The organism is Mycolicibacter arupensis (genome assembly GCF_002086515.1).
GTDB classification, from domain to species: Bacteria; Actinomycetota; Actinomycetes; order Mycobacteriales; family Mycobacteriaceae; genus Mycobacterium; species Mycobacterium arupense.
Genome location: NZ_MVHH01000030.1, coordinates 1 through 26,949, shown reverse-complemented (window position 1 = coordinate 26,949; position 26,949 = coordinate 1). Strand labels below are relative to the sequence as shown.

The following is a 26,949-nucleotide window of genomic DNA, read 5'->3' as shown; positions in this document are numbered from 1 at the left end:
GGAATGCGGGCACAAGTGAAAAAGTGGAACCAAGCGTCCGGCTCTCCGTCGTGGATGCTGCGTGGTCGAGCGGCCAGAGCGAGTGGCGCCCAGGTGATGCCAACCCAGCCCGCGGCGGGGGCGAGTCATTCTCGGAGATTGACCGTGGCGCTGGTGGTCGCGTTCATGTTCGGTGTCGTAGCGGTGCTGCCCACACGCGTTGCGCACGCCGATGACATCAAGTACGAGCAGTTCTACACTCCGCCGCACCCCCTGCCGTCCGGCAAGCCCGGTGACGTGATCCGTACCGAGCCGTCGCGGCTGGTGCTGGAACCCTCGGGGCAGCTTGGCGCATTCGTCGGCTCCGGCACCCGCATCATGTACCTCAGCACCGATGCTCAGGGCACGCCGGTGCCGGTAACCGGCACCTATATCGAATCCGACGTGCCTTGGTCTGGCAAAGGACCGCGCCCACTTTTGGCTTACGCCACCGGGCCTTACGGAGTGGGTGAGCAGTGCGCACCGTCGCGGCTCTTCGATCAGGGCATCCACTTCTCGCAAGGCTTCGACCTGATGTTCAACTACGAAGAAGGCTTCATCGCCACGCTGCTGGCGCGCGGATACTCCATCGTGGTGACCGACGGTGTCGGCGAGGGCATTCACAGCCCCGTCTCGCCTCAGTTCCTGAATCGAGTCGCGGCCGGAACTGCGTTGATCGATGCTGCCCGTGCAGCCCAGAAGCTGCCGGGGACTTCACTGGATCCAGATGGTCCTGTCGCATTTTGGGGCTGGGCAACAGGAGGGCAGGCGTCGTTGTCTGCGGCTGAACTGGCCGCGACCTATGCGCCGGAACTCAAGGTTGTCGGCAGCTATGCGAATGCCCCGATCACCAACATTCCGGAGGTCATCCCGGCGGTGGATGGCAACTTCCTGGCCGTCCTGGCCGGCTACCTGCTTCGTGGTATCCAGGCCTCCTATCCGGAAACCGAGCAACCGATCTGGGATGCACTCACACCACGTGGCGTTCAGATGCTCGATTGGAGTGGGCACACCTGCCTGGTGCAGGGCGGCGTGGACTACGCCTTCCGTCATCTGCAGTTCTATTTCAAAGACGACTTGAATCAGATCGCCTCAACCGATCCGTTCAAGAGCATCTTCGCCGCGCAACGCATCGGCAACATCAAACCCACAGTACCGGTGTACATTTCGCATAACCGGTGGGACCCGTTGGCCCCGTACAACGCCGCACACGACACTGCTCGGGACTGGTGCGCCCAGGGTGCCGACGTCCAGTTGTGGACCAACGAACAGCCGCCCTTCCTCAACAAGATGGACATCAACATCCTGTTGCCGCAGTTCGTTGACGGTGAACGCAGCATGGCGTGGGTCGCCGATCGGTTCAACGGTGTACCGACCACGTCCAACTGCGGTGAGATCCAGGGGACGTGATGCCGGACGCCCACCCCCGTGGCGCAGACACGCAGCAGCGTGTCTGCGCCGCAGGGGAAGCGAAGAGTTCCTTCACGACCTCTGGACAGTGACGGGGCGGCCGGCCATGGCGACACGATAATTCGAAGAATCGCCTCCCGTGCCGGCGGAATTGATTGTCATATGGCCCGGATGCTTGCGGAATGTCCATACGTACTCAATTTCTGCGGTGAAAGCTGCCGTCATGACTGGACGTTCCCACGGACTATTCGACCACCCCATCGCACTGGTGTTATATCAGCGAAGAGAACTATTGCCCGGTCACATATCGCAACCATTCGAAAGAATAAGGCGCAATTGTTCCGGCCTGCGGGGCGCCTTAGAGTCATGATGACGGAATATCTCGCGGCGGCGCTCAGGCTAGAGGCTTGGCCGAGCTAGTGATAGGCAAAGCCAATCATATGGCGAGCTGGTAGTCGAGCGCCCGTTGCTGCAGAGCGGACTGGAGCGCCCCCAGCGCCTGGGGTACATGCCGAACCGCGCGCGTCTGCATGACGAGCGAGACCGCGGTTGAGTCGCCCTCGAGTGGGCGCAGGGTGAGTACCCCGGCACGCACGAGTGGATCACCGGCAACCGAGTAGTCCGGCAAGATAGTGACGCCCAACCCCTGAGCCACCATGAGCTTTCCCATCTCGGCGCCGTCCGCGGAGTAGAGAAAGGTGGGCATCTCCGTGCCGAAGAGGCGACGGGCGAAGCGATGCATCGCGTAGCCCGACCGCATGGCGATAAGGTCCTGCGCGCGGAGCTCCTCTGCGCAGATCGCCGAGTTCTGCGCAAGGGCGCTGTCTGCGCGGAGGCAGACGACGGGTCGTCCACGCAGCAAATGCACTGTCGTCAAGTCTGACTCGGGGTCATCGCCGTCGAGCAAATTGGCCAGCCCGAGGTCGAGCGAGCCCTCCCGAAGTGCTCGATGGATGTCTTCCTGAATCGCAGTCAGAACCTCAACCTGGGTCCCGCCGCGCTGAGCCTGAAGCGCCGCAATCGCGGGCAGCAGCAACGGCACCGTCGCACCCCCGACCGTCCCGACGCGCAACATCCGCCTGGTGCGCTGCTGTTCGCTTGCGGCAGATCGGAGCCGGTCGACTGCCTCCAGAATGTCGACGATGTGGGGTAGTAGTTCTCGACCGTCTGCGCTGATCCGAGCGCCCGACCGTTGCCTGTCCAGCAGGGTCACACCAAGCTCGGACTCCAGGTTGCGCAAGGTCTCACTCAGCGCCGGTTGGGATATCTTCAGGGACTCGCCGGCCCGCCGAAGCGATCCCAGCCGCGTGACCGCGGCGACGTACTCCAGCTGTTTGATGCGCACTCGCGCAGCATAGTCCAGCTGCTGAGAGGTTTCTCCTATCGAATCGGGCTGATCGCAACCGGTGCCGCCGCCGCGTTGTTCTCGGCTGCTCTCTCGTATTTCCATTCGTCGGATCATCATCAAATTCACCGATCGGCACACCGAGTGCGGCGAATGGCTAAGAGCCACCAACCTTCAACTCGTTAGAATCAGCATGATCCTTAGCTCTGCGCGTGCTAAATGAATGGTGACGGCACTAATTGGGCGATCAGCGCGGTCCGCGGCCTGCGCCAGGCGACATTTCTGGTCTCTATATTCGGCGGAGTATTACCTGATCCGCCACCGGCTCTTTGCCTGTGGTTGCACTAAGCCCTGGGAGTCGAGCTATGTCTGTCATTACCGCCAACACCCCTGCCGTCGATGAAGTGCTTGCCCGCGTGCTGGCCACCGCGGATCGTGTCGCTGACGAGCTGCGCCAGACCGCCGCTGCTCGGGACAAGGCCAACGCCGCGCCCCGCGCAGAGATCGAGCTGTTGCGCCGCAACGATCTTCTTCACGTGCAGGAGCCTGTCGAATACGGTGGCTCGGGGCTCAGCTACCCGCAGGCCTCCCAGGTGACACGGCGGATCGCCCGAGGCGATACGTCCATCGCCCATCTCGTCGGCTATCACTACGCCCAAACCCGCATCGCCGGCTTGTTCGGGACCCCTGAGCAGGCCGATGCGCTCTCGCGCCGCAACGCCTCCGAGAAGCTGTTCTGGGGCGGGATCCAGAATCCTCGCGGCGGCTCCGACCTCGTTCTGACCCGCGACGGCGATGGCTTCCGTCTCAACGGCAGCCGGACCTTCGCCAGCGGCGCGAGCACCGGAGACCAGCTCTCTGTGACGGCGTCGTTGGACGGCTCACTGGTATTCCTGTCCCTGGACGTGCGCGGTGGCCGTCAGGGATTCACGTTTCTTGACGACTGGGACAACATCGGTCAGCGGTTGACGGACTCAGGTGGCGTGCGCATCGTCGATGCGCGGATCGAGCACCGGGAGGTGCTCGGCGAGGAGCCTTTTGGCAGTGCGGATCTCACGCCGTATCAGACCCTCGTAACGCCGCACTGGCAGTTGGCGTTTGTGAACTTTTACGTGGGGACCGCCGAGGGTGCGTTGGCAGAGGCCTTTGATTGGACCCGCGCCTACGCGTCGCCGTGGGAATCCTCGGGCGTCGAGCGCGCCACCGATGACCCCTACATCCTGCAGACCGTCGGCGAACTCGTCAGTGAGGTTCGGGCCGCTGCGCTGCTCGCCGACCGCGCCGGCGATGCCTTGCAGGCTGCCATCGACGTCGGTCCGTCGCTGACCGAGGATCAGCGGGCAGAGGCGGCCATTGCCATCTACGAGGCCAAGTATCTGTCCACCAAGGTGGCCCTGGACACGGCCAGCCGACTCTTCGAGATCCAGGGCGCCCGTGCGACGACCAGCAAGTACGGTTTTGACCGGCATTGGCGCAACCTGCGTACCCACACGGTGCATGATCCGGTGGCGTACAAGGCCAAAGAGGTTGGTGACTGGGTTCTCAACGGCCAGCGCCCCGAGTTCTCGCTGTATCGGTAGATCGATGGCCATCACATTGCATTGGTTCCTGCCCACCAACGGTGATTCACGCAGTGACCTGAGCCTCGGCAACGCGGTTGGCGAAGCAGGCAGCCGAGTGGATGCCTTCGGCGGGGATCGGGCTCCTGACCTTGACTATCTGAGTCTGGTGGCCGGCGCCGCTGAGCAGCTCGGGTTCACGGGAGCGCTGACACCCACCAGCAGTTGGTGTGAGGACGCCTGGGTATTCACCGCCGCGCTGACCCAACGGACGGAACGGTTCAAGTACCTGGTGGCTTTCCGCCCGGGACTGCAGGCTCCGACGCTCGTGGCGCAGGCCGCAGCGACCTACCAGCGGATCTCACAGAATCGGTTGCTCCTCAACGTTGTTACCGGCGGTGACGACGTCGAGCAGCGCCGGTTCGGCGACTACCTGGGTAAAGCGGAGCGCTACGAGCGCGCCGCCGAGTTCCTCACCATATTTCGGCAGTTGTGGTCTGGGCAGTCGGTGACGTTCACCGGAAAGCATCTGTCGGTTGAGGATGCGACCATTGTTCCCGCCGGTGTGTGGCCTGAGATCTACCTCGGCGGCTCGTCGTCTGAAGCGCTGGATGTAGCCGCAGAACATGCCGATGTCTACCTGACCTGGGGAGAGCCTCCCGCGCAGGTTGCGGAGAAGATCGACGCGGTGCGTCGCCGCGTGAAGAACCTCGGCCGAGCGCGGGCGGCTGCGGGCGACTTGCGATTTGGGATCCGACTACACGTCATCAGCAGGCAGACCGAAGAAGAGGCCTGGGCACAGGCCAACCGGCTGCTGTCCGGCTTGGACCCTGAACAGATACGCCGCGCTCAACAGATTCAGCGCAACTCACAATCAGAGGGCCAACGGCGGATGTCGGCGCTACACGGTGGCAGCACCGACAACCTCGAGGTGTCGCCCAACTTGTGGGCGGGCGTCGGGTTGGTCCGCGGAGGGGCTGGCACAGCGTTGGTCGGCAGCCACGAACAGGTTGCCGATCGTATCGCCGAATACCACGAGCTGGGCCTCGATGAGTTCGTCTTGTCCGGCTATCCGCACTTGGAAGAGGCCTACGCCTTCGGCGAAGGAGTCATTCCCATCCTTGCCGACCGTGGGCTCCTTGCCGACCGTCCTGCCCGTTCCCGTTAGCTTCGCGAGGAGACCGTTATGCCAACCGATCCCACTACACCCCTGAGTTTCGCGTACTGGGTGCCCAACGTCAGCGGTGGGCTGGTGACATCCACTATCGAGCAACGCACCGACTGGAGCTATGACTACAACGTCGCGTTGGCGCGGCTGGCTGAGGATGCGGGCTATGAGTACGCACTGACCCAGGTGCGCTACACCGCCAGCTACGGAGCCGAATACCAGCAAGAGTCAACCAGTTTCAGCTTGGCGCTGCTACTGGCCACCGAACGGCTGAAAGTGATCGCCGCCGTACACCCTGGTCTTTGGCAGCCCGGCGTCTTGGCCAAGTGGGTGGCAACCGCAGACCATCTCTCCAACGGCCGCGCCGCAGTCAACATCGTGAGCGGATGGTTGAAGGAGGAGTTCACCAAACTGGGGGAGCCCTGGCTCGAACACGACGAACGGTACCGGCGCAGTGCCGAATTCATCCAGGTGCTCAGAGAGATCTGGACCGAGGAACGAGCCAACTTCGCCGGCGACTTCTACCGAGTTCGTGATTTCAGCCTCAAGCCCAAGCCACTGTCCTCGCCAGACCGGCCCCACCCCGAGATCTTTCAGGGTGGTAACTCCACAGCAGCCCGCCAGAACGGGGGCCGCTACTCCGACTGGTATTTCTCCAACGGCAACGACTTTGACGGCGTCAGCCAGCAACTTGCCGACCTACGCAGGATCGCCGCGGAGGCCGGACGCACCGAGGGGCCACGGTTCGGGCTCAACGGATTCGTGATCGTTCGCGACACTGAGGCTGAAGCACGGGAGCAACTGCGGGAAATCGTCGCCAAGGCCGACAGGCCCGCGGTCGAAGGGTTCGGGGCAGCGGTCAAACAAGCCGGCGCCGCCACGTCCGATCAACGTGGGATGTGGGCCGACTCCAGCTTCGAAGATTTGGTTCAGTACAACGACGGGTTCCGCACCCAACTGATCGGCACCGCGGAACAGGTTGCCGAACGCATCGTCGCCTACCGCAGGCTGGGCGTTGATCTGATCCTGACGGCATTCCTGCACTTCCAGGAGGAGATTGAAGCCTTCGGAAAGAAGGTGTTGCCGCTCGTTCGGGAATTGGAGGCCGCCGACGTCAACCGGCGCGCGGTCTCCACGGCGTCTTGACCGGGGCGGTAGCTGTGACGCGAAGGACACACGCGCAAGTCGTCGCCACAGCCGAAGCGTTCGCCGACGCAGTGCGGTTCAGCGCCGCCGATCGAGATCGGGCCGGCGCTGTTCCGCGAGCAGAGGCGGCTCAGTTCGATGATCTAGGACTACCGGCCATCACGGTTCCCGCCGAAGACGGTGGAGACGGGCTCGGAGCTCGCACCCTGGCCGAGGTGATCCGGATCATCGCGGCAGCCGATCCGGCATTGGCCCAGATCCCGCAGGGCCACTACCTGGCCGTCGACATTCTGCGGCTACTGGGGACATCGCAGCAACGGACCCGGATCTTGCCGGCAGTGGTCAACGGCGCACGCATCGCGCCCGTGTTGGCCGAGCGCGGCGGTCACCACGCGCAAGACCTCAAGACTCGCCTCGTTGCCGACGGCACCGGCTGGCGGATCGAAGGGGTCAAGTACTACTGCACCGGGGCGATTACCTCGCACTGGCTGACAGCCAGCGCGTTGGATCCCGACGGTCGCCTCGTTCTCGCTTTCGTCGAACGCGATACCCCGGGTGTGACCATTGACGAAGATTGGGCCGCCATGGGGCAACGCTCGACCGTGAGCGGAACCACCACGTTGGACGGCGTGGTCGTGGATCCCGACCTCGTCGTGCCCTACTGGACAGCGTTCGAGCGGCCGCAGCTGCTCGGTGCGCGCGCGCAGCTTGTGCACGCATCCATCGAAGCCGGCATCGCCGAAGGCGCCCTGGCTGAGGCCGCCGAGTTCGTTCGCACCCGTTCGCGCCCATTCTTTGAGGCTGTCCGACACGGACAGATCAATGCGGCCAGCGAAGACCCCCATATCCTGCTGCGATTCGGCGAACTTGCCACCCGAACTCGTGCCGCCATCCAATTATTACGTTGGGCTGCAGACGAACTCGAAAACGCCGAACTGGCGCCATCTGACCCGAACACCGCAGCTCACGGTTCGATCGCAGTCGCCCAGGCCAAAGCGTTCGCCAGCGAGGTCGCCGTCGATGTTGCCAGCCAGATTTTCGCACTGACTGGGGCCAGCGGAACCGACCGTCGTTACGACCTTGACCGACACTGGCGAAACGCCCGAACCCACAGCGTGCATGACCCCGTTGACTGGAAATACCACCACATCGGAGCGTGGGAACTGGCTGGCGTGCCACCACCCAACCACGGTCAAATCTGATTGTTGTCTGGGCCGGCCGGGTAGGCGGTGCTCCCAGCAGATCGTCGCGGTGAACCGGCCGGCAGGGGAGTCGAATACCTCGATGGCCGAGCCTGATGACCCCTGATCCGCTGGCTCTCATCGTGTTCGGAGTAGAGCCCTACCTGGTGCGGACTCACGGCGAGGCCTAGGAGAAGTACCGCAGCACCGTGGGCTGGCTTGTTCCCGGGGTGGGGCGGGTCGGGTAAACGCTGACAGTCGTCATTGACGACCGTCAGCGAAGAGGCGTACGTTGGTGGCCATGCGGTCGTCAGATGCCCTGTCAGTGGCTGAATCGACACATGGGGGCGTTCGCGAGGCCCGCCGTCGCGAGACCCGGGCCCGCCTGTTTGACGCCGCGTTGGCGGAGATAGCGCTGCGCGGACTGGCCGCCGCTGATGTCACCGCAATCGCCGCTGCGGCGGGCGTGGTGCGGGGCACGTTCTACTTCCACTTTCCCACGAAGGAGCACGTCCTCGTCGAGGCGGAGCTCGCCGAGGAGACGCGGATCGTCGGTGAACTTGGCGAGCCTAGGGGCGATCTGACGTCCGTGCTGACCGACGTCGTACATCAGGTACTGCGGGCCGAACATCGTTTGGGCAGCGTGATTTTCCGGGACATGCTCGGCCTGCATTTCTCCTCAGCGCGTCCGGTCGAAGAAGGACTGGCCCAGCACCCGCTCGGAGAGTACGTGGTGGACGTGATCAGCCGGGCGCAAGACGCCGGGCAAGTGTCCCGGGATTGCGACGCCGCGGAACTCGCCACGTTTTTTCTTACCGGGATGTTCGCGTTGCTGGCCACCGGAGCACACGACGGCGACCTGTTGGGTCGCTATGTGATGACGACCGTGAAAGGAATGGAGATCCGATGAGGCGCACAGGCATCGAAGGATACCGAGAATTCTTGATCCAGCGTGATGGGGAAGCCGACCTGCTCAACAGAAAGTTGGAGAAGCGCGAGCAGTTCTTCAACGGCCTGGAAGCCAACCCTGTGCGCTCTACCCACCCCGCGGATCGAACAACGTTTCTGCGCAATCTGCGCCGCCGGCGACCCGAGCCCGGTCTGGACCCGAAGATGTTGTTTCTGCTGGCAACCGCCAAACTGAATCAAGCTGAACGGTTCGGCGTAGGACTTGGCGAGACTTATGGGCGCAACAGTGATGCGAATCTGCCGATCGAGAACGTCTACCTCGAGTTAGAAGAGCACTACCACACCCGTCTGCTGGCATATGCGCTCGACGTCTTCGATCTGACCTTCCAAGTTGTGCCACCACCTTTCGTTCTTCGGCAGTTCGTCAAAGCAGGGGTGTTCTTTCCCCAGCGGCTCGGATTCATGTTCGTTGGGGCCGCAGAAATGGCGGGCTGCATCATGTTCGACGAGCTCCGCCGCGTCGGTGTCGAACTCTTCGCCGACGAGCCCGATGTCTCGGAGAGAATCGAACTGCTCTACAAGGAGATCCTGACCGACGAAATCGGCCATGTTGGTTACTGCGCCTCGCGCTGCACCGCCGCAGAGCGGGCGATCATGCGTCGGATCTACCCCTTGATCGGGCGACTCCTTGCCCGCCAAACCGCCGAGATCAGCCTGCTCGTGGGTGCGGGGGCGTTGAACGCACGACTGGACCGCCCCTTCGACGTCGCAGAACTCACCGCCGGGCTGGACAGCGAAACGTATCTCGTCACACACCCATGACGAGGGCTGCCGCCTAGGCGAGGAAACCGAACCTTCGCGCGACCGCACCCCGAAACACGCCAGGCCGAACCCTAGGGTTCGGCCTGTCCGGGATCTCCCGAGAGATCACATTGTGTCCGAGGGGGGACTTGGCCACTTACGACACGGGTTCTGACCTGGCGAATCGGTACCTGATCGTCATCCATGCCGGGGTCGACCCACCTCTGACGTCGAGCGGTCGGATTAGGGGTCGAGTTGGGCGGGGGCGAGTCGGCACCCGGCGGCTTGGGCTCCGGCGTGCAGGCGTCGGTCCCAAACGGCGACGATCAGGCCGGGTTCGCCGACTGCCAACGCGCTGGCCAGATGGACAGCGTCGGCTTCGCGCAAGGCATGGGCGCGGGCGAGGCGGCCGGCGTGCTGTTCAACCGTGGCGGTGAGTTCGATTGGGCGGGTGGCGGCCCAGAAGTCCTCCCAGTCACGCTCGGCGTCGGCGAGCTCGGATTCGGTTAGGTCGTGATTGCGGGCTGCTGCAGCGAGTGCGGCGCGGACTTCGGGGTAGGCCAGGCGGCTGGACAATGCGGCGTCGCAGCCGTCCCACAGCGCGGATGCCAGCGAGCTTCCTGTCTCGGTGGTGAGAAGTTTAACGAAGGCGCTGGCGTCGAAGTAGACGAGCGGCACCGGTCAGCGCCGCTGGTCGCTGACCTGGTCAGACACCGGCCGCCGCGGTCGGGGCCGGGACCGTCCCGCAGCGACGGGCCGCTGCGCGGTGGCCCTGGCAATCACGCCTTCGGCCGTGAGACGCTCCAAGGTGCCTGCGCTGTCCAGCGCAGCGAGTCGCGCGACCGGAATCCCGCGGTCGGTGATGACGACCTCATCACCAGCCCGAACTCGATCGAGCCAATCGCTAAGGTGCGCGCGCAACTCGGTCACGGATACCTCCACACCGTGAACTGTACACTCGCTGAACCGTGATTTGTACATGTCACTTCTGAGTGTGGCAACGACGACCTGAGAGATTGACCCGCGCAAGCCGGAGGCGAGGTGGCAACGGGCCGGTACACCGATTCGTCCGCGGTGCTGGCGACGCCGAGACGGTCGATATTATGGTGGCTGGTGGCCTTCCGTCCAAGCTGCATCCGAAGGTGTTGCGGCGGAAGGTGTTTGCCGTCCCCGGTGGGACTTCGGCGCGGCTGGCGTTCGTGGTCAGCTGTATGAAGACGGCAGCGCCTCGGTGTCGGACGCCGGGTCTAGCTTGCAGCAGCGGGCTCTTGAATTCTCTGCGTGAGGTGCTGTGTGCGGTGACTGCCGACGATCGCCTTCATTGGCGTTCTGTTGCCAGCGACCCGATTGAACGACTCTCCCAGTAGTAACAGTTGGCCTGAGTCGCGAAGAACCTCGACATCCCTTGGATCGTATTCGTATGACGGAGCGTGCTTCAAGCTGGTGTAGGCGTCCCAGAACAGTTGGCTCCACATGTCCAGTTGGTGGCATTACCCCGAGACCGTGGCTAAGAGACCGAAATCACAACTACCCGTTTGAAATTCAATAGCCCACAACTGACTAGGAACATAAGGGGTAACCGAGCTTCAACTTGGGTGCGATTGCTGAACAACCGTTTTTACTCAATCGTCACGTCGAGGGGCTCGCCCATCGGGCGGCCAGGAGTCGGTACCCGACTCAAGCGGAATATTCAAGGATCGAAGCAGGATCGAAAAGAGCCGCCAATTGGCGATCGCTCCGACAAGTTCGACCAAAACCGCGTGATCGCCATTGAATGCCTTGTGGCACGCGGCCCAGTTTTCCTCGGCAATGACCCCGTCACGTACCACATCATCGGTCGCCGCCAGGACCGCACGCTCGGCATGGCCCAGACGATTGGAACTCTGCCAGTCACGCACCGCCAGAAGGTCATCCGAAGCCACACCGAGCAGCGTCGCGATTCGCCAATGCTGTGTCCACTCATATACCGACCCCGTTACCCAGCCGATGCGCATGATGATCAATTCGCGTAGCCGGGCGTCGAGCACACCGTTAAATAGCAGCGCCTCAAGCATTCCGTACAGGGCCACTGCGAGGCTCGGCTGGTGAAGTGCCACGCGAAATACTGACAGTTCTGCCATCTCTGCGGGCAGCCCACACTCGGCAGCCCGCAGCCGGGCCTGCTCAAGGTCGAGCATCGGTACGCGTTCCGTTCTCGTCACGTGTGACCTTCCTCTGTTGAAGCTCCGCATGCTGTGAGGGCGTGGGCACGAAGACGTTGTGCAGGGCCGCACTCGATTTGGCATTTTCATCTGCAAGCGAACTGAGCAGCGGCGCGAGACCAGCGAATCCGGTTGATTCTCTTGTGATCCGGTCGAACGGCCAGCGGCGCGTGGCCAGAATCTCGAGGGCTGCCCGGTAGGCGGGATACTCCACGCCGAGTGCACCGGCGATGTGTAATTCCTTATACACCAGCGTGTCTGGTTCAAAGCCGGGCGCGCCGCCTCCGCCGCGGGTGCCAGCAACCACGACCCTGCCGCCAGGCCTGGCAAGGGCGACGGCGTCGGCGAACGCGGAGGGTGCTTTGGCGGTGACATCGATGACCACGTCGGCAAGCTGTCCGCCTGTCTCACGCTGGAGCGCTGTCACTGCATCGTCCTGCGATACGTCGATGGGCAGGTCGACACCGAATGATCTGGCTATGGCCAGTCGCTGATCGTCGCGTGGACCGATGCCGGTCATCGCGACGAAAGCGGCTCCCGCCTCTTTCGCCGCCACCGCCGCGCAGATCCCGCGGATGCCCGGTCCCAGTATCGCTACGATACCCCCCGCCTTGGTGTCGGGAAGAGTTTTCCCCCATTGGATACCGGCCCCGAGAGGGTTGAACAACGTGGCGAGAACGGGGTCCATGTCTTCGGCAATCGGGAGTAGCATCGCGTCCCACGGAAGCTCCACATGGGTGGCGTATCCGCCCCATAACCCGGCGCCGATCTCCACGTCGACGAACCCGAACATGGTGGCGATGCCGTTCACCGCACATCGCCGGTATTCGCCGCGGCGACACTCCGGGCAGTCTCGGCAGGACCGGAACACCTCGACGGCCACGCGCTGGCCGGCCCGGACGCACCAGCGTTCGCTGGCCGCATTGCCGACATGTTCGACGATGCCGACGATTTCGTGACCTGGAACGAATGAGAAGCCGGCAGGCAGGTGTCCGGTGAATTGTTCGTGATCTGTACCGCATAGACCACATGCTTCAACTCGCAGGATCGCACCGCGGTCACCGACGTCGGGGATGGTCATCTGGCGCCGCTCCAGATTCCGCGGTCCGGTCAACACCATGGCCTCGGCGATCATGGAAGCTCGAATCCCGTGGACGACCCTGTGTTTCGGAGGCAAACCGTTCTGCCAACGTACATCTCGCCCGCCATCGCCTCGGCAATCTGCGGATCGTCGCTGCGTGCGACGACTCTTCGCCCGTCGGACAGGTGCGCGATGGTCGGTGTCCATCGAGGTCGCCCGTCTCGGTCGTATTCGACCGTGTACCCGTCCACTGTCGCGCGACCGGTCGCCTCGTCGACGCCTGCGACGGCCAGCCGCGATGAATCGATCGGAGTTTGTTCGTCTGCCGTGTCGATCAGTCGCCACCCGGTTGGTGGAGGGGTGGCCGACCACACACCGACCGAATGTTTCGTCGAATACCAACCGAGGCCGGTGACGACGTCGTCCCCGCGATGGGTGACTTCGCCTACGCCGACCGCCACCGGAGTACGCGCTTCTACCGACAATCGATCACTCGCTCAGGGCCACGGGCTGTTGTGAGACACGAATGCGATGGTGTCATATCTGCAGTCAAGCCACAATGGTGTGCGCCCGCGGCATACTGGCTGTTGTGTCGACGAAGTTGGTGCGATGGGGTGCCGCCGCGCCGTCAGATCGTGATTCCGCTCGCGACCGATTGCTAGATGCTGCCGAGCGGTGCCTAGAGAGTTGCGGCGTGGTAGGCACGACCATGGAGGACATCGGCAGAACAGCGGGTGTCTCCAGGGCAACGGTGTATCGCTACTTCCCTAATCGGGAGGCGGTGATGTCGGGCGTCATCATTCGCGCCGCCGAGCGCTATCTCGATCGCATCAACCCCCGGATCGCGGAGCACACCGATCTGGGCTCCGCTCTCGTCGATTTCGTGGAATACACAGTTGAGGCCGCGCGCCGCGAAGAGATCATCGGATTGTTGTTCGGCAGCGACGAGGAACTCGCCGGCGTTGGCCTCGCGGCGGGGACCTCGACGTCACTCTTCGAACTCGTCACCGAGTTTCTCCGTCCCATCTTCAGGAGACACTGGAGTTACGTAGAACCGGGCGTCTCCGTCGACGACGCCGCCGAGTGGGTTCTCCGCACGATACTGAGCCTGCTGACTGTTCGAGGACCGCGGGAGCGCAGTCGTGACGGGCTCCGGACATTTCTTTCAAGGTTTCTCCTTCCCGCAATCCTGGCGAGCGACCATTGTCGACCGATGTGACAGACAAGGCGTAATGTCTCAACCACAGCTGAGGTAGGAGGCCGGACATGTCTGTGCAGTTCACCGCGTTCAACCAGCAGGTCGCTGAACAACTGCAGAGCGCAGCAGAAACCACGGGCGGGCTGGCCGGTTACCTCGGCTTCCGGCACACTGAATTCACTGCTGGACGGCTCGTCGCGGAGATGGACGCACGCGACGACCTGAAGACGCCTTTCGGCAACTTGCATGGCGGCTGCTTGTCGGCCATGGTCGACCATTGCCTTGGAGTGGTGTTTTATCCCGTGATTCCGATGGGATCCTGGGTCGCGACGACGGAGTTCAAACTGAATTTGCTTCGTCCAGTCTCCAGCGGAACCTGTGTAGCCACGGCTGAGATCATCTCGCTGGGCAGAACCAGCGGTGTGGCACGTATCGACATCTGCAACGACGGCAGAGCGGTGTGTGCGGCGCAGGGCACCGTCACCGTCGTCGCACCGAAGGCCATCTCTTGATGTCTGCAAACAGAGCACATGATTCGTCCGCTCCTGTCGTCGAGCGCGTGCCCACGGTGGATGGGCTCTCGCTGGCGGTCGACTTCTACCGCTGTGACGGACCGCGGGCGGTCGTGTTGCTCCTTCACGGCGGTGGTCAGAGCCGGCACGCCTGGGATGTCACCGCCCAACGATTGCATCAGCGGGGCTACACCGTTGCCGCCTACGACGCAAGGGGACATGGTGACAGCGACTGGGATCCAGACGGACGCTATGACATCGAACGGCTGGGGTCCGACCTGTTGGCCGTGCGCGCGTACGCCGGCTCCGCCCGCCCAGTTGCCGCGATCGGGGCATCGTTGGGCGGTTTGACCATCCTCGGCACGCACTTGCTCGCCCCATCGGAGCTATGGCAGGCCGTCGTCCTGGTTGACATCACTCCGCGAATGCAGATGCACGGCGCCCGCCGAGTCCTATCGTTCATGTCGGCCCATCCCGAAGGTTTCGACAGCCTAGAGTCGGCCGCTGACGTGATCGCCGCCTACAACCCGCACCGCCCTCGCCCCGAAAACGTCGACGGCCTTCAAAAAGTCCTCCGCCGACGTGGAGACGGTCGCTGGGCCTGGCGATGGGATCCGGCGTTTGCGACGTCGAATTTTCAGTTCCTGCAGAGTGATTCAGACGACGGCGCAGAGGAGTTCGAGATGATGAGCGCATTCCTTGTCGATGGCGCGCGACAGGTGTCCGCGCCGGCGCTGCTGGTCCGCGGCCTGCTGTCGGACATAGTCTCCGAAGAGACAGTGAAGGATTTCCTCACCTTGGTTCCCCACGCGCAAACCGTTGACGTGTCGGGCGCGGGCCACATGGTTGCTGGCGACAACAACGACGCATTCTCGACGGCGGTCGTCGACTTTCTCGACCGTACCGTTTGACGCCAGTCGTCGGGCTGCGCGGGAGATCCCAGTTCGCCACCTATTCTGCTCGTATGCCAACTGATTCGGCGCGGATGTCGTTTCGCCGACATATCCGCGAGCAGGTCTTGAGGGCGACACGGGAACTCACCATTGAGAAGGGCTGGGAACAAGTCCGAGTGAGTGAGGTCGCCGAACTTGTCGGCGTCTCCCGACCGACGCTATACAAGGAGTTCGGCGATAAGCAGGGACTTGGTGACGCGCTCGTGGTGGCCGAGGGTCAGCGCTTCCTGGAGGGTATCCACGCCATCCTCGCCGAACACACCGGCGACGTTCAGGGCGGCATCACCGCAGCGGTGCGGTTCACCCTGCGTGAAGCAGAAGCCAGTCCGCTCCTGAAGTCGGTGCTGACGTCCAGCCACTCAGGGGATGATCGCGCCGGTGCGCCGACGACGGGCGTTCTTCCTCTCCTGCCGACATCGGCGTCCCTGCTCCAGCTCTCCTCCGCGGCTTTGGTCGCGTGGTTTCACGACCACTTCGCCGATCTCGACTCCGAAGACGTCGAGGAGGTCGCAGACGTTCTGGTGCGGCTCACCGTGAGTCACGTCGTCCTTCCCTCCGCGGACATCGCCACCACGGGTGCGCGGATCTCGCGGGTGGCGCTCCGCTACCTCGGCGTTGGCTATAGATAGCTGTGACTTGAGCGGTCTTAGCCTCGATCCACTGACAATGGACTGTTTGTCGGGGTGTCGGGATAAGGAAAGTGCGTTCTGAGCTGGGAAGATTGATATTGTTCAGGCAACAATCGGTCCAGTTCGAGAACGGCACTTCCGGCGCGAGTGTCCCACACGTTCACCCCGCGGTCCGATGTGTTCGATGAGGACATCTGGTGTCGTGCGCGGGCCTGGTGCCGGTGATGGCGCTGGCTGAGCAGGCAGGCCTATCGGAGTTGTTGGCCAACAAGATTCACATCGCAGCTCCCAGGGTCAAGTCGAGGTCGGCCAATCCGGCTCCGAAACTGGCCACCCTGATCGCGAGCATGTACGCGGGCGCGGATTACATCGATGATGTCGACCTGGTCCGCGCTGGCGGCATAAAAACCCTTTTTCCGCCGGGTGTATCCCCCGTCAACGATGGGAACGCTGTTGCGGGAGTTCACTTTCGGTTATGCCCGCCAATTGGATTCGGTGCTGGCCGAGCATCTGGCCGGCTTGTGTGACCGGGTGAATCTGCTGCCCGGCGCGCAGGCTCGGGCCTTCATCGAACACCCGGGGAGAGGCGACGCTGCAGAAAGACGCCGCAAAGGTCGGGATCTCCGGACCCGCCGGGACAGCTCAATGTGGTGAGAGCCGAAACTCGCTCGGAGAGCGGCCGGTCCATCGCTTGAAGGCGTGTGAGAAGTTGGCGAGGTCGCTGTATCCGAGATCCGTGGCGATCTCACTCACCGATAGGGATCGGTCGAGTAGCTGCAGCATCGCGCGCTCGCGCAGGAATGCTTGGCGCAACTCGCGAAAGGTGGTCTCCTCTTCGGAGAGGCGCCGCTTGAGTGTGCTGGTGGACATCGACAGCTCATGTGCGAACCAATGTTTACTTCGGCGTCCGGGCTCCTTCTGCAGCAGCCGTCTCACCTTCTCCGAGAACGACGTGGTTTCGCTCCGCTGGTCGAGAGTTCGCTGCAGATCGACGATGGCGAGTCGGTATGCGACGGGATCGGAGAACCGGCACACCTCGTTGAGCGTGTCCGCGGGAACATGGAGGAAGGACATCGGAGCGTCGAAGAACAGGCGCCCGGCGGTAAGGTCGTCCTCGCGATCTTTCAAGGCGGCGGGCGCTGGCCAACTCAAGTGGAGTGTGAGGGTCGGCGCCGCACGGACGAGCATGTCCAGCAGTCGCAACAACGCCAACCCGGCGTACGTGACGGCGAGGCAGTCCAGGGCACGATCGCTGGTGTGTCCCCAGAGCCCGACGGTGAGGCCTTGGTCATCTGGATGAAACTGTGCTTTGACAGCCGTCGTGATCAACGGCAGATAAGTCAGCAGCTCTACGATCTCGGCCACTGAGCCCGCGCTGACCAGCGGAACACTCAGCGGGCCGAAGGACGTCAACTGTGCCTGTTCGGCTAACGCAAATCCGAGCAGCGTTGCCTGATCGATGTCTAGACCGGGGTACGCCTCACGAAACCACCGTAACGGGGCCTGGATATCACGCTGAATCAGCGTCGCCTCGTCGGTTCCTTCGCGAGCCATGATGTTGCGAAGCCGCGCGACGGCGTCTGGGTCAAACGCCGGGCTCTCGAGCATTTGCACGAATGCGAGTGGGGGCACACCCGCGTCATTGGGGTTCACTGACCATGGCCCCTTTGAGCCGAAATCACAAGTTTCTGACTCCGGCGAACATAGCCGCAGCGCTCATCTGGCGCAAGACTTGTGTCAAGTAACTGAGGACACGCAAGGAGCCTGGCTATGGCAGTTGTCACATTTGTCTCCCACGGCGGCGAGAAGTATGAGGCGCCTCTCGAGGAAGGTCAGTCACTGATGCGGGTCGCGACCAACAATGCGGTGCCCGGCATCGACGGCGACTGCGGAGGCGAAGCCGCGTGCGGCACCTGCCATGTGATCGTCGATCCGCAATGGTCCGATCGGGTCGGCCTCTCCGGGGCCAATGAAGAGGAGATGCTCGCGATGAACCCCGAGCGTCAGCCGACCTCCCGGCTGTCCTGCCAGATGCAGGTCTCTGAGGCGTGGGACGGTTTGATCGTCCATCTGCCCGAGTTCCAACTGTGATGACGAAAGAGAGGTGAGACGTGAGCAATATTCGCGAGGCAGTCACTGCCAAGGCTCAGGCAACAATTCCGATGGACCGAATAATCCAGGGCGCCCACCTCTACGACAGAACGCGGCGCTGGGTCACCGGCACCAACGGTGAAAAAATCTTCATCGAGCGACCGATCCCGCCGGCTGACGAGGTTGAACTGACCGACATCGACCTTAGCAATCCTTTCCTCTATCGTCAGGGTCGCTGGAAGTCCTATTACGAGCGCCTACGCAACGAGGCTCCCGTGCACTATCAGGCCCACAGCGCGTTCGGCCCGTTCTGGTCGGTGACGCGGCATGCCGACATCGTGGCCGTCGACAAGAACCACGAGGTCTTCTCCTCCGAGCCGTTCATCGTCATCGGGAGCCCGCCGCGCTTCCTCGACATTGCGATGTTCATCGCGATGGACCCCCCAAAACACGACCGGCAACGGCAGGCTGTCCAGGGTGTGGTCGCACCGAAGAACCTGCGTGAGATGGAGGGCCTCATCCGCGAGCGGGTGGTAGACGTGCTCGACGCTCTGCCGCTTGGCGAACCGTTCAACTGGGTGCAGCACGTCTCGATCGAGCTAACCGCGCGCATGCTGGCCACGCTGCTGGACTTCCCGTTCGAGCAGCGGCGCAAGCTCGTCCAATGGTCCGATCTCGCCACCTCCATGGAGCAAGCCAACGGTGGGCCCTCGGACAACGACGAGATATTTCGCGGCATGGTCGATATGGCTAGAGGTCTCAGCGCTCACTGGCGGGACAAGGCAGCCCGGACAGCTGCCGGAGAGCTGCCCGGCTTCGATCTGATCACCATGTTGCAGAGCGACGAGAGCACCAAGGACCTGATCGATCGCCCGATGGAGTTCTTGGGCAACTTGGTATTGCTGATCGTGGGTGGCAACGATACGACCCGCAATTCCATGAGCGGTGGTGTTCTGGCGCTGAACGAGTTCCCTGACCAGTTTGAGAAGCTGAAGGCGAACCCCGAGCTGATCCCCAACATGGTCTCGGAGATCATCCGGTGGCAAACCCCGCTCGCGCATATGCGCCGGATCGCCAAGGCCGACACTGTGCTCAACGGGCAGTTCATCCGCAAGGGCGACAAGGTCCTGATGTGGTACGCCTCGGGCAACCGCGACGAGCGCGTGTTCGATCGGCCCGATGACCTGATTATCGATCGGGCCAACGCCCGTAACCACATCTCCTTCGGTTTCGGCGTGCACCGCTGTATGGGTAACCGGCTGGCCGAGATGCAGTTGCGGATCCTGTGGGAGGAGCTGCTTCCGCGGTTCGAGAACATCGAGGTCGTCGGTGAGCCCGAGTACGTGCAGTCCAACTTCGTGAGGGGGATCAGTAAGCTGATGGTCCGCCTCACCCCGAAAGGTGGCGCATGACCGTGCAGCGAGCGGTCATCGCGGGGGCCAGCCACGCGGGCACCCAGCTCGCCGCCAGTCTTCGCCGAGAAGGGTGGGACGGCGAAATCGTCCTCGTCGGCGATGAGTCGGCGTTGCCCTACCAGCGGCCCCCGCTGTCCAAGTCGTACCTGGCCGACAAATGCGAACTGGCCGAACTCGCGATCCGCAACTCGGATTTCTACGCCAAGCAGCGGATCCGACTCCTGGATGCGACGGTGGCGGCGGTCGACCGCTCGGCTGGTCATGTCGTGCTGAGTACCGGCGACGCACTGCCCTACGACAAGCTCGCGCTGTGCACTGGCGCCCGGCCTCGTCGGCTCCCCACCCCGGGAGCGGACCTGGCCGGAGTCTTCTACCTACGCACCGCCGCGGACGGCGAGATGATCCGAGAGGCCGCCGGCCCCGGGCGTCGGGCGGTGATCGTCGGCGGCGGCTACATCGGACTGGAGACAGCCGCCTCGTTGCGTGCACTGGGTCTGGAGGTCACCCTGCTCGAGGCGACCGGGCGCGTCCTTGAACGGGTCACCGCCCCGGAGGTATCGGAGTTCTTCGACCGGATCCACCGGGAGGAGGGCGTCAACATCCGGACGGGCACGCTGGTCGAGGCTCTGTCCGGCGACGGCAGGGTCCGCGAAGTAATCCTGGCCGGTGGCGAATCAATTCCCGCCGACCTCGTCATTGTCGGCATCGGCGTGGAGCCGAACACCGAGCTCGCCGCCACCGCGGGCCTGGTCGTCGACAACGGCGTCGTGATCGACGATCAGGCCCGGACTAGCGACCCCGACATCGTGGCCGCCGGGGACTGCGCCAGCCACGACATGGCCCGTTACGGCCGTCGCATCCGCCTGGAGTCCGTGCCGAGCGCGGCCGAGCAGGCCAAGGTCGCCGCCGCGACCGTCTGTGGGAAGTCCAAGAAGATTGCGGCCCTTCCATGGTTCTGGTCAGATCAATACGACCTCAAGCTCCAGATCGCCGGTCTCAACACCGGGTACGACGAGGTCGTCCTCAGCGGCGACCCGACCCGGGACCGCGACTTCACCTGCTTCTACCTCCGTGCCGGCGAGCTCATTGCCGCCGACTGCATCAACCGTCCCCGCGACTTCATGTTCAGCAAGCGGGTCATCACGCAGCAAGTCGCCGTCGAACGGGCCGAACTGGTGCTCGCCGGCTCGGACTGAGGTGCCGGCGGTGCGTAGGCGGTGGGAACGACGACGGCGGATGCGACGCGTGTCTTGGAGAGGTACTTCAGTGACAATTGCCATCCAGCCCCGCTGGCAAAGGAACGCTAGCGGCTGCCCGGCGGTCGCCTTGGCGCAGCGCATCAGGACCTAGTGGGGTTTCCCAACGAGCATGACGATTCTATCCGGAGGAGCAGCGTCAGAAGTCGGTGCCTGTTCTGTTCTGTTCTGTTCTGACAATGAGGTTAGTTGAGGTTGACGGTGGCGGTATTTAGGGACGAGGACGAGGTCTATGCCTTCCTGGGCGGGATCTTTCGGCGGGGTTTGGAGAAGGAAGGTCTGGCGGACAAGCTCGCGAATTCGGGTGTGGTGTTGCGGGTGCATTACACAGATCCGGATGCGGTTGTGACGGTGGACATGCCGAACAAGGTGGTGGAGACCGGAGCGGCCAGTACCGCGGTGCCCAACGTGGAGTTGTTCATGTCGGCAGACACGGGGAACAAGTTCTGGTTGGGGAAGGTGAACTTGACGATGGCGATGGCCAAGGGAACGGTACGTGCGAAAGGTCCGGTGCCGAAGTTGATCAAGTTGATCCCGCAGGCCAAGAACCTGTTCCCCGAGTACCGGTTGATGCTGGAGAGCCAGAATCGGCAGGACCTCATCGATGCGTGACCCTCGCCTCACCGCGGGCTGTAGGGCGGGTGTGCGATGAGGAGCACGATGCAGGACGTTGCGTTGACTGTGCCCGCGATCGTGGCCCATGCTTCGGCAGTTCATGGCGATCGCGAGGTGCTGACTGCGCGCGGACCCCGGCAGATCTCTGGGGTGTCCTATCGCGAGGTGGGTGAGCGTGCGGCACGGTTGGCAAATGCTCTGCGCCAGATCGGCATCCGTGGAGATGAGCGTGTCGCGACGTTACAGTGGAGCAACCAGGAGCATCTGGACTGTTACGCGGCGGTGCCGTCGATGGGCGCGGTGCTGCATACGTTGAACCTGCGGCTGCCGCCGGAACAGCTGACGTGGATCGCCAATCATGCCGAGGATCGGGTGATCATCGTCGACAGTACGGTGCTGGCCCTTTTGGCGGCGGCGTTGCCGTCGATGACCTCGGTGCGCACGGTGCTAGTGACCGGAACCGGCGATCTTGCCGCGGTCGAGGGGTGCGGAAAGGACGTCCTACGGTACGACGATGTGGTGGCCGCCCAGTCGAGTACGTTCGACTGGCCCGACGTCGACGAGCAGTCGGCCGCAGCGATGTGCTATACGAGCGGTACCACCGGGCACCCGAAAGGTGTTGTCTACAGCCATCGTTCGACGTGGTTGCACTCGCAGGCGGCGTGCACCTCGAATGCCTTGGGCATCGGTCATGACGACACGGTGTTGGCGATCGTTCCGATGTTCCACGCCAACGCGTGGGGGTTGCCGTATGCGGCGATGATGGCCGGCGCGCAGCTTCTGCTGCCTGACCGTTTCCTGCAGGCGGGGCCTCTAGTGGAGATGATCGAGGCGGTGCGACCGACGATGGCGGGGGCGGTGCCGACGATCTGGACCGATGTTCTGCACTACCTGCGCGACAATCCCGGCCATGACGTGAGTTCGCTGAAGATGGTGGCCTGCGGTGGTTCGGCGGTTCCGCGGTCGTTGATGACCGCCTATGACGAGCTGGGCATCCGCATTGTGCAGGCTTGGGGGATGACTGAGACTTCCCCGCTGGCCTCGGTCGCTCTGCCGCGGAGTTCTGATACCCCGGAGAGGTCGCTTCACCTGCGCGCAACCCAAGGCCGGGTGGTGGCCGGTGTGCAGGCCCGCATCGTCGATGACAGCGGTGCAGAACAACCGTGGGACGGAAAATCGGTGGGGGAGATTCAAGTCCGCGGCCCGTGGATCACTCAGTCGTATTACGAGAATGACAGTCCGGCGGCGTCGCCGGACGGGTGGTTGCGTACCGGGGACGTCGGGACGATCAGCGCGGACGCGTTCATCGCGCTGACCGACCGCTCCAAGGATGTCATCAAGTCCGGGGGCGAATGGATCTCCTCGGTGGAATTGGAGAACGAGTTGGCCGCTCACCCTGCGGTGCGCACCGCCACGGTGATTGGAGTGCCCGACGACAAGTGGCAGGAACGGCCGCTGGCGGTGGTCGTCCTGGCTGCCGACCGCACCGCCACCGCGGCGGAGCTGACCGAATTTCTGCGTGCGCGGGTGGCCAAGTGGTGGCTACCGGAACGGTGGGCGTTCGTCACCGACATTCCGCTGACTTCCACTGGCAAGTTCGACAAGAAGAAGCTGCGCCGCCAGTTCGGCGACGGTGACCTCATCATCGAGACGCTGGCGTGAATCATCAATCCACTGCGACCGAAACACTGACGTTAAGGAGACACACATGAAGACACGTGCTGCAGTGCTGTGGGGCCTAGGAGAAAAGTGGGAAGTCGAGGACATCGAGTTGGATCCTCCCGGCCCCGATGAAGTGCTCGTCCAGCTGACCGCGACCGGGTTGTGCCATTCCGACGAACACCTCGTGACCGGCGACCTGCCCATTCCGCTGCCCGTCGTCGGTGGCCACGAGGGTGCCGGCACCGTGGTCGAAGTGGGTGCGGGTGTCGAGAACGTCGCCGAGGGCGATTCGGTGATCCTGACGTTCCTGCCGTCGTGTGGGCACTGTTCCTATTGCGCGCGGGGGATGGGGAACATGTGCGACTTGGGTGCCGCGCTCATGATGGGACCCCAGATCGACGGCACTTACCGTTTCCATGCCCGGGGTGAGGACGTCGGCCAGATGTGCCTGCTGGGCACGTTCTCGGAATACACCGTGGTCCCCAAGGCGTCTCTGGTCAAAATCGACCAGGGGACACCGCTGGACAAGGCGGCGTTGATCGGGTGTGGTGTGACGACCGGGTACGGGTCGGCGGTGCGCACCGGTGAGGTGCGTGCCGGGGATACCGTGGTAGTGATCGGAGCCGGTGGCATCGGCATGAATGCGATTCAGGGTGCCCGCATCGCGGGCGCGTTGAACATCGTGGCTGTCGATCCGGTGGCGTTCAAGCGTGAACAAGCCGGCGGTTTCGGTGCGACGCATGCCGTTGCCACGATCGACGAGGCCTGGTCACTGATCAGTGACATCACCCGCGGCAAACTCGCCGATGTCTGCGTCTTGACCACCGATGTCGCCGAAGGGTCCTACATCGGCGAGGCGCTGTCCTTGGTCGGTAAACGCGGCCGTGTGGTCGTTACCGCGATCGGGCACCCCGAAGACACCTCGATGTCGGGTTCACTGCTGGAATTGACGCTGTATGAAAAGCAGATCCGCGGCGCTCTGTACGGTTCGTCGAACGCCGCCCACGACATCCCGCGGCTCGTCGAGCTCTACAACGCCGGACACCTCAAGCTGGATGAGCTGATCACCCGTGAGTACACCCTCGATCAGATCAACGAAGGCTACGCGGATATGCGATCGGGCCGCAACATCCGAGGACTCATCCGATTCTGATAAAGCAGCCGAAGCGCGGGAGCGCGACCACGGGAGCAAGCGAGCTGAGTACAACGGTTGAGTGCTGCGCGTCTGTGGCTCTTACCGTTGACGTGTTGATGCAGGACTAGCGATCGAAAGTCAATGTGCCCCATCGCCATAGGCGGTCGAGATGCGCGGCTGAGGTTGGCTGCGGTCACGCGTGTTGGTGTTGGCACCTACTGTCAGCCGGGAAGCCGTGATGAAACGTAGCTTTTGACGAGTCTCAACAGTGCTACTGACAAGGAAGGAAGCGGCGATGACGAGGATTCAAATTCCCTATCCCCATAGGAGGGGAGGGCACTGTGGTTCCGGTGCGCTTCGTGACCTTACTGAATGGGCCCAACTCGGATGGGGGACAGAAGCACTCAGTGAAGGATTGGTCTTCACCCTCGGCGGAGCCTTGGACTTCTCGTACGTCCGCTCTACGCAGTTGTTCCCCCAGGTGTACCTGGTAGGACGAGGAAGCGACCTGGAACAGGATTACCTCTCCCGGGTTGGCGCAAAGTTCGTCGTGCGATCGACCGATGACCCGGACGTGGGATGGGCATTTGTGACCGACGAAATCGACAAAGGTCGACCCGTCATGGTCTGGGCTGACATCGGCGAACTTCCTTACCTGCGCGTCCGATTGCACATGAGCCGTCACGACATTGTCATCACCGGATACGATGACGAACAACGGGTCGCCTATGTGGTCGATAATGACCGCGAGACAACCCAGACGGTGGCCTACGACGACCTACGCCGGGCGCGGTCCTCGGTCGGGTTTCCCACACCTACCCGGCACACCACATATCACGTCGACTGGCCAGAGCGAGTGCCAGACCTTGGGCCGATCGCGGCCGCTGCACTCGCCGCGAGCGCAGCGTTCATGCGCGGCGGTGCCGTAGGTGCGCCGCTACTGCGCATCGAGGCAGCTGAAGTCGAATCTTCCGGTTTGAAGGGTGTGCAGGACTTCGCCGATGACGTAGGGCATTGGCCAACGCTGTTCGATGACGATGCCCTGACCGCGGCATTGTTCGGGCTCGGGGCGTTCATCGAGAAAGCCGGTACCGGCGGCGGGCTCTTTCGTACGCTGCAGGCAGACGGTTGCCAGAACATCGCCGATCTCCTAGATGACGCCGCCACTGCCGAAGCGGCTGCCGCGGCCCGACATGCTTCCAAAGCGTGGTCTACGCTTGCGGCCGCAGCCACGGATGCCGGCACATCGCTACGGAGTCGTAGTCTAGCTGCGGCCAAAGTCGCCGCGACGATCCCGGACGCCGAAACGCGCCTCGTCGAAGCCCTCGAAACGGCCAGTCGATCCGTTGGCACTGTCGATACCGGCATCGAAGCTCATCTGAAAGGCTATCCGTGAGTGGCACTTCAAATCAATCGAGTTTCCTGAAGACTACTGGTTTCTCGATTGGCAGCATGACGATGTTCAGCGCTTCGCCCAGAACGCGGTCGGTGACGTTCGTGACCCTTGTGCAGAAGGCGAGGTTGACCGTCACCGCTGTGGGGGACAGGATTTGGTATGACCCCTATAGCACCGACGACGACCCCGAGCATTATCGGGCGAGCTATGCGGCGACAGCGTCGAGGGCGTATTGCGGGGCAGGACCAAATGGCTGATAGTGACGGAACTGGAAGGTGTACCGCAGCGATGATCTCGGCGGGCTAACGAGTCCTTTACATACTCTTCGGGCGATCAGCCCAGCCGACGTCGGCGCAGTTCTTCAGTCGCATGGTGGTCCATGCACTGCGTGGTCCTATTTAGGAGGATTTCGTCATCGACGAGCAAGCGGAAGAAGATTCGGCCATCGCGTGGTGGCATAACTTTCAGAATCGTGTTATCGCCGCCGACGGCGACTACCTCGATGCGCACCATCCGTGGTGCCTTGGTTGCGGCACAGACAATCCGCACGGTCATCGCCTGCGAGCGCGTCGGCGTGGCGACGGGGTGGGCGCCAGGCATATCTTCGACGGCCGACATCGCGGCGCACCCGGGATCGCACACGGCGGCGCAGTCATGACGGTTCTTGACGACACGGTGGGCATGCTGCTCTACGTCGTCGGTGAGATGGCCGTCACCCGTAAGCTCGACACCGAGTTCTTCGCGCCGGTATTGCTGGGGGTTCCCTACGAGGTCAGCGCGGAGCTCGTGTCCAGAACCGGCCGGAAACTCGAAGTGCGGACAGAATTGCGCGAGGAAGCCACCGGCCAGCTGGTCGCGTCCGCGTCCGGGTTATTCGTCGTCGTCACGCTGGATCACTTCACTAGCTCCATACAGAAGGCGTCGTCAATACGCTGCACTGCGCGACCACCCTGGGAAGGATGACTCAACCCGTAAATCTGCTCATTTTTCAACCGGCGCAGGCTGCTCAGGATTGAACCGGGGCCGACAGGGGGTTTGCTAAGCAAACGCGTACTCGACCACATCGTGGTGTACCAGCCTTCGGTAGCGTGACGCCGCAGCGTGTCGGCGAAAATACCGCCGGTCTCATCTGTTGTGGCCCGCCGGGGAGTTGATATCGACCTGGATGTGCGAAGCGGCCGGGTCAGGTTTCTGGCCGAGGGTATACAGGCCAGGGACTTGACCCCGTGTGTTGGACACGCTCAATCCCAGGAATGTCCTGGGGGAAG

25 protein-coding genes and 3 pseudogenes are annotated in these 26,949 nt (G+C 63.0%); 20 read left to right on the top strand and 8 right to left on the bottom strand.

Going from position 1 to position 26,949, the window contains the following annotated elements:
• Nucleotides 1-165 precede the first annotated feature (165 nt).
• Nucleotides 166-1,428 carry a lipase family protein gene (locus BST15_RS14165; RefSeq protein ID WP_046188925.1) on the top strand — a complete coding sequence of 421 codons (1,263 nt, stop codon included), beginning with the start codon at nt 166-168 and terminating at the stop codon, nt 1,426-1,428.
• A gap of 436 nt (nt 1,429-1,864) precedes the next feature.
• Here the strand turns inward: BST15_RS14165 and BST15_RS14160 are convergent, their stop codons facing one another.
• Nucleotides 1,865-2,893: a LysR family transcriptional regulator gene (locus BST15_RS14160; protein WP_234708266.1), complete on the bottom strand. Its 1,029-nt coding sequence runs from the start codon at nt 2,891-2,893 to the stop codon at nt 1,865-1,867.
• 245 nt (nt 2,894-3,138) lie between these two features.
• Between BST15_RS14160 and BST15_RS14155 the strand changes: the two genes are divergently transcribed.
• The 6 genes from BST15_RS14155 to BST15_RS14130 all read left to right on the top strand — a co-directional run bounded on the left by BST15_RS14155 (nt 3,139) and on the right by BST15_RS14130 (nt 9,558).
• Nucleotides 3,139-4,353: an acyl-CoA dehydrogenase family protein gene (locus BST15_RS14155; RefSeq protein ID WP_046188907.1), complete on the top strand. Its 1,215-nt coding sequence runs from the start codon at nt 3,139-3,141 to the stop codon at nt 4,351-4,353.
• A gap of 4 nt (nt 4,354-4,357) precedes the next feature.
• Nucleotides 4,358-5,500 carry an LLM class flavin-dependent oxidoreductase gene (locus tag BST15_RS14150; RefSeq protein ID WP_083071006.1) on the top strand — a complete coding sequence of 381 codons (1,143 nt, stop codon included), beginning with the start codon at nt 4,358-4,360 and terminating at the stop codon, nt 5,498-5,500.
• Between the two features lie 18 nt (nt 5,501-5,518).
• Nucleotides 5,519-6,646, top strand: coding sequence for a dimethylsulfone monooxygenase SfnG (sfnG, locus tag BST15_RS14145; RefSeq protein ID WP_046188905.1), 1,128 nt, complete (start codon nt 5,519-5,521; stop codon nt 6,644-6,646).
• 14 nt (nt 6,647-6,660) lie between these two features.
• The gene (locus BST15_RS14140) at nt 6,661-7,848 is read left to right on the top strand and encodes an SfnB family sulfur acquisition oxidoreductase (protein WP_046188904.1); all 1,188 of its coding nucleotides are present in this window, start codon (nt 6,661-6,663) and stop codon (nt 7,846-7,848) included.
• Nucleotides 7,849-8,128: 280 nt separating this feature from the next.
• Nucleotides 8,129-8,737 (top strand): TetR family transcriptional regulator, encoded by a 609-nt coding sequence (locus BST15_RS14135; protein WP_046188923.1) that lies wholly within the window; start codon nt 8,129-8,131, stop codon nt 8,735-8,737.
• Nucleotides 8,734-9,558 carry a hypothetical protein gene (locus BST15_RS14130; RefSeq protein WP_046188903.1) on the top strand — a complete coding sequence of 275 codons (825 nt, stop codon included), beginning with the start codon at nt 8,734-8,736 and terminating at the stop codon, nt 9,556-9,558. Before BST15_RS14135 ends, BST15_RS14130 begins: the two co-directional genes overlap by 4 nt.
• A 222-nt stretch (nt 9,559-9,780) precedes the next feature.
• Here BST15_RS14130 and BST15_RS14125 read toward each other — a convergent pair whose 3' ends face one another.
• From BST15_RS14125 to BST15_RS14100, 5 genes and pseudogenes are all read right to left on the bottom strand, one after another.
• The gene (locus BST15_RS14125) at nt 9,781-10,215 is read right to left on the bottom strand and encodes a type II toxin-antitoxin system VapC family toxin (protein ID WP_012394840.1); all 435 of its coding nucleotides are present in this window, start codon (nt 10,213-10,215) and stop codon (nt 9,781-9,783) included.
• A 3-nt stretch (nt 10,216-10,218) separates the two neighbouring features.
• A pseudogene (locus BST15_RS22770) lies at nt 10,219-10,673 on the bottom strand (type II toxin-antitoxin system Phd/YefM family antitoxin).
• A 486-nt stretch (nt 10,674-11,159) separates the two neighbouring features.
• On the bottom strand, nt 11,160-11,738 hold the full coding sequence (locus BST15_RS14110; RefSeq protein ID WP_012394838.1) for a carboxymuconolactone decarboxylase family protein: 579 nt from the start codon (nt 11,736-11,738) through the stop codon (nt 11,160-11,162).
• On the bottom strand, nt 11,701-12,873 hold the full coding sequence (locus BST15_RS14105; RefSeq protein WP_012394837.1) for a zinc-dependent alcohol dehydrogenase: 1,173 nt from the start codon (nt 12,871-12,873) through the stop codon (nt 11,701-11,703). Before BST15_RS14105 ends, BST15_RS14110 begins: the two co-directional genes overlap by 38 nt.
• A pseudogene (locus tag BST15_RS14100) lies at nt 12,870-13,238 on the bottom strand (hypothetical protein); the annotation flags it as partial. The pseudogene BST15_RS14100 and the gene BST15_RS14105, both read right to left, overlap by 4 nt.
• Nucleotides 13,239-13,513: 275 nt before the next feature.
• Here BST15_RS14100 and BST15_RS14095 point away from each other — a divergent pair.
• From BST15_RS14095 to BST15_RS22765, 5 genes and pseudogenes are all read left to right on the top strand, one after another.
• The gene (locus BST15_RS14095; protein ID WP_008256180.1) at nt 13,514-14,038 is read left to right on the top strand and encodes a TetR/AcrR family transcriptional regulator; all 525 of its coding nucleotides are present in this window, start codon (nt 13,514-13,516) and stop codon (nt 14,036-14,038) included.
• A gap of 53 nt (nt 14,039-14,091) precedes the next feature.
• A complete protein-coding gene (locus BST15_RS14090; protein WP_041325313.1) occupies nt 14,092-14,529 on the top strand; it encodes a PaaI family thioesterase in 438 nt (145 codons plus the stop codon).
• Complete coding sequence (locus tag BST15_RS14085) at nt 14,529-15,440, top strand: alpha/beta fold hydrolase (RefSeq protein WP_012394833.1); 912 nt, start codon at nt 14,529-14,531, stop codon at nt 15,438-15,440. Before BST15_RS14090 ends, BST15_RS14085 begins: the two co-directional genes overlap by 1 nt.
• 92 nt (nt 15,441-15,532) lie before the next feature.
• On the top strand, nt 15,533-16,111 hold the full coding sequence (locus BST15_RS14080) for a TetR/AcrR family transcriptional regulator (protein ID WP_172827193.1): 579 nt from the start codon (nt 15,533-15,535) through the stop codon (nt 16,109-16,111).
• Nucleotides 16,112-16,258: 147 nt separating this feature from the next.
• Nucleotides 16,259-16,684, top strand: a pseudogene (locus BST15_RS22765) (IS1380 family transposase); the annotation flags it as partial.
• 69 nt (nt 16,685-16,753) lie between these two features.
• Here BST15_RS22765 and BST15_RS14070 read toward each other — a convergent pair.
• Nucleotides 16,754-17,719 (bottom strand): helix-turn-helix transcriptional regulator, encoded by a 966-nt coding sequence (locus BST15_RS14070; protein ID WP_046188922.1) that lies wholly within the window; start codon nt 17,717-17,719, stop codon nt 16,754-16,756.
• A 162-nt stretch (nt 17,720-17,881) separates the two neighbouring features.
• Between BST15_RS14070 and BST15_RS14065 the strand changes: the two genes are divergently transcribed.
• From BST15_RS14065 to BST15_RS14035, 7 genes are all read left to right on the top strand, one after another.
• On the top strand, nt 17,882-18,202 hold the full coding sequence (locus BST15_RS14065) for a 2Fe-2S iron-sulfur cluster-binding protein (protein ID WP_012394830.1): 321 nt from the start codon (nt 17,882-17,884) through the stop codon (nt 18,200-18,202).
• A gap of 71 nt (nt 18,203-18,273) precedes the next feature.
• Nucleotides 18,274-19,614, top strand: a complete 1,341-nt coding sequence (locus BST15_RS14060; protein WP_046188902.1) for a cytochrome P450 — start codon at nt 18,274-18,276, stop codon at nt 19,612-19,614.
• Nucleotides 19,611-20,813, top strand: a complete 1,203-nt coding sequence (locus BST15_RS14055; RefSeq protein ID WP_046188901.1) for an NAD(P)/FAD-dependent oxidoreductase — start codon at nt 19,611-19,613, stop codon at nt 20,811-20,813. The genes BST15_RS14060 and BST15_RS14055 overlap by 4 nt, the downstream gene beginning before the upstream one ends.
• Before the next feature lie 261 nt (nt 20,814-21,074).
• A complete protein-coding gene (locus tag BST15_RS14050) occupies nt 21,075-21,485 on the top strand; it encodes an SCP2 sterol-binding domain-containing protein (protein WP_016889191.1) in 411 nt (136 codons plus the stop codon).
• 48 nt (nt 21,486-21,533) lie between these two features.
• Nucleotides 21,534-23,150, top strand: coding sequence for a fatty acid--CoA ligase (locus BST15_RS14045; RefSeq protein WP_081288818.1), 1,617 nt, complete (start codon nt 21,534-21,536; stop codon nt 23,148-23,150).
• Between the two features lie 46 nt (nt 23,151-23,196).
• Complete coding sequence (locus BST15_RS14040) at nt 23,197-24,303, top strand: NDMA-dependent alcohol dehydrogenase (protein WP_046188899.1); 1,107 nt, start codon at nt 23,197-23,199, stop codon at nt 24,301-24,303.
• 277 nt (nt 24,304-24,580) lie between these two features.
• Nucleotides 24,581-25,681 carry a BtrH N-terminal domain-containing protein gene (locus BST15_RS14035; protein WP_046188921.1) on the top strand — a complete coding sequence of 367 codons (1,101 nt, stop codon included), beginning with the start codon at nt 24,581-24,583 and terminating at the stop codon, nt 25,679-25,681.
• Nucleotides 25,682-26,014: 333 nt separating this feature from the next.
• On the opposite strand, the gene BST15_RS23180 is transcribed toward BST15_RS14035, so the two are convergent.
• Nucleotides 26,015-26,299, bottom strand: coding sequence for a hypothetical protein (locus BST15_RS23180; protein WP_012394823.1), 285 nt, complete (start codon nt 26,297-26,299; stop codon nt 26,015-26,017).
• Here BST15_RS23180 and BST15_RS23095 point away from each other — a divergent pair.
• Nucleotides 26,267-26,644, top strand: coding sequence for a PaaI family thioesterase (locus tag BST15_RS23095; RefSeq protein ID WP_016889187.1), 378 nt, complete (start codon nt 26,267-26,269; stop codon nt 26,642-26,644). The two genes, BST15_RS23180 and BST15_RS23095, sit on opposite strands and share 33 nt — an antisense overlap.
• The last annotated feature ends 305 nt before the right edge of the window (nt 26,645-26,949 follow it).